Consider the following 3003-nt stretch of genomic DNA (forward strand, 5'->3'; position numbering starts at 1 on the left):
CGGCAAACCCATTGCCGACATGCGCGCCTGATTGGCGAAGCTGCGTGCGCCTTCGACGAAAATTTCTGCGGCGTAATTAAGGTTGGCGCCGCCGCTTTCGGCAAGGGTGATCAAAGGCAGTTTGTTTTCCTGGGCGATCTGCTGCAGGCGCAGGGACTTTTTCAGGCCGCTCGGCGAAATGGTGCCGCCCTTGATCGCACTGTTGTTCGTCACCACCATCGCGCGCACGCCGCAGACGTAGCCGATACCGGCAATCAAGCCGCCACCGGCGGCGCTGCCGTCCTTGTCGTCGTGCAGTTTGTAGCCGGCCAGGCTCGCCAGTTCGAGGAACGGTGCGCCGGGGTCGAGCAACAGGTTCAGGCGTTCGCGGGGTAGCAATTGCCCGCGCTTGTCGAATTTCGCCTTGGCTTCGGCGGCTTTGTTCAACAGGTTCTGTTCGAGTTGCTGGACGTGCTCGATGGCCGCGAGCATCGCCGCGCGGTTGCGGGCGAAGTCTTCGCTGTGCGGATCGAGTCGGGACTGGATCTGCGCCATGGTTTATTCCTTATCCTTGAGCACGTCGGGCAAGTACGCCCGGTGGAACCCGTTGAATGATTCGCTGTGGGTCGCCTTGTGCAACGGCCACGCACGGCTGCCGAGGCTGGCGGCACCGTCGATTTTCAAGGTGCTGCCACTGATGAACGCCGCCGCCGGGCTGAGCAGGAACACAATCGCCGCACTGACTTCCGATTCGGTGCCGATGCGCTTGAGCGGCACATGTTCGCGCAAGGTCGGGATCACCGCTTTGAAGGCGCCTTCGTAGGTGTCCATGCCGCTGGAGGCGATCCAGCCCGGTGCCACCGCGTTGACCCTGACCCCGGCGTAACCCCACTCGACGGCGGCAGTCTTGGTGAAGTTGTCCATGCCCGAACGCGCCGCGCCGGAGTGGCCCATGCCGGGCATGCCACCCCACATGTCGGCGAGCATGTTGACGATGTTGCCACCGTGCTTGCTCATCGACTGGTTGAACACTTCCCGGGCCATCAGGAAGCCGCCGACCAGATTGGTGCGCAGTACGGTTTCAAAACCTTTCTGATTGATCGAGGCCAGGGGGGAGGGGTACTGGCCGCCGGCATTGTTGACCAGTCCATGAATCGGCCCGTGTTCGGCGATCAGTTCGCTGACCCGTTGTTTCACCGCTTCTTCGTCACGGATGTCGCAGGCTTTCCAGTGCACCCGGCCGCCGTCTTCGGCGATTTCGGCGGCGACTTTTTCGAGCTTTTCCGGTTTGCGCCCGACCAGCAGCACATTGGCGCCGAGCGCCGCCAGTTCATGCGCGGTACAACGCCCGATGCCGCTGCCACCACCGGTGACGATGAGGGTCTGGCCGCTGAACAGATCGTTTCTGAAAACCGACGCGTAAGCCATGCACACCATCCTCTAGTCGAACTGTTCGGCGATGCTCTGCGGCACCGGTATCTGGATTTCCAGCAGTTGCTGGGCGAAGGCTTTGCCTTGGGGGTCGATGCGCAGGCTGGCCACGCCGCCGCCGCCGAGGGCGTTTTCCAGGAGGAAATTCAGGCTGTGGGTGCCGGGCAGGTACCAGCGCTCGACGCGGCCATGGATCGGATCGAGCACGTGGCTCATCCAGTCGACGATGACGGCCGGGGTCAGCGCCTCGGCGATCCACGGCAGGTAGTCGGGTTTACGCGGCATGACGCCGATGTTGCTGTGGTTGCCCTTGTCACCGGAGCGCGCCACGGCCAGTTTCACCAGCGGCACACTGGCGTCGGCCCGGCCTTGAGGCCTGGGTGGCTGGTCGGGCGCTGGCAGCGCCTGGCTGTCGAGTGGCATGGGCGCCGGCAGGGCGCAGGGATGCCGTTCGCCTGCGATATCGACTTCGAGGTTGCAGACACTTTTATCGATCAGGAACGAGAACAGGCGGATCACCGGATATACCGTCGGCCGGCCGCCGACAATACCGGTCAGTCCCGGCGCCATGCCGGTGGCCGCTTGGGCGATTTCCCGGGAGAACAGGACCAAGGCCTGTTTGTCCGCATGGCGCACGGCGATCTTGATCACCACTTCGCGGCTGTCGCGGCGCCGCCCGTGGGGGCCATAGGTGGCTTCGCTGCCGAGCAGTTCGATATCGGTTTCGCTGTAGGGCCCCCAGCCGCGCTGGCTGAACATCCCGGATGTCTTGTCGATGATCGCCTGACTGACGCGCCTGGCCTTCTCCACCGCGTCGATACCGGCGATCAGGCAGCTGGCGGTGCAGCGAAAACCGTCCGGGTAGGTGGCGCTGACCTTGTACTTGTCGCTTGGTGGCAGGCCTTTGGCACCGTGCACATGCACGGCGTTTTTGCCTTGTTGCTGGAGTTTGACCTGTGTGAAGTCACAGACCACATCGGGCAACAGATACGCCTGCGGGTCGCCGATTTCATAAAGCATCTGCTCGCCAACGGTGAGCGGCGTGACCAGTCCACCGGAACCTTCGGGTTTGCTGACGATGAACTGGCCGTCGCTACTCACCTCGACGATCGGGAAGCCGATGTGTTCGTAATCCGGCACGTCGCGCCAGTCGGTGAAGTTACCGCCGGTGCATTGTGCGCCGCATTCGATGATGTGCCCGGCCAGGGCGGCCTGGGCAAGTTTGTCGTAGTCATGCCACGACCAGCCGAACTCATGCACGAGGGTCGCGCTGACCACCGCACTGTCGACCACTCGCCCGGTGATGACGATGTCGGCACCCAGTCGCAGCGCTTCGACAATCCCCGGTGCGCCGAGGTAGGCGTTGGTCGATACGCACATCGGCGGCAACGGCGCACCACTGAACATTTCACTGACGCCGCCGAGTTGTTTGAACTGCGGTTGCAGGTCATCGCCAAGTAATACGGCGATTTTCAGCGCGACCCCGGCCTTGTCGCAGGCGGCTTGCAGAGCGGCGGCGCAGGCTTGCGGGTTGATGCCGCCGGCATTGCTGATCACGCGGATTTTCTGCTTCGCCAGTTGTGACAGCAGTGG

Annotated in this window: 3 protein-coding genes; all 3 read right to left on the bottom strand. The window is 63.3% G+C overall.

Annotated features, from left to right (window positions below; genetic code table 11):
* Positions 1–534, bottom strand: a 534-nt coding sequence (locus tag DBR24_RS31780) for a carboxyl transferase domain-containing protein (protein ID WP_305888857.1), incomplete at its 3' end; no start/stop codon positions are given.
* Positions 535–537: 3 nt separating this feature from the next.
* On the bottom strand, positions 538–1407 hold the full coding sequence (locus tag DBR24_RS08975) for an SDR family oxidoreductase (RefSeq protein WP_128614541.1): 870 nt from the start codon (positions 1405–1407) through the stop codon (positions 538–540).
* A gap of 12 nt (positions 1408–1419) precedes the next feature.
* Positions 1420–3003: acyclic terpene utilization AtuA family protein (locus DBR24_RS08980; RefSeq protein ID WP_256591353.1), on the bottom strand; the 1584-nt coding region annotated here is incomplete at its 5' end.

The sequence above is a fragment of the Pseudomonas sp. HMWF006 genome, assembly GCF_003061205.1.
GTDB lineage: Bacteria > Pseudomonadota > Gammaproteobacteria > Pseudomonadales > Pseudomonadaceae > Aquipseudomonas > Aquipseudomonas monsensis.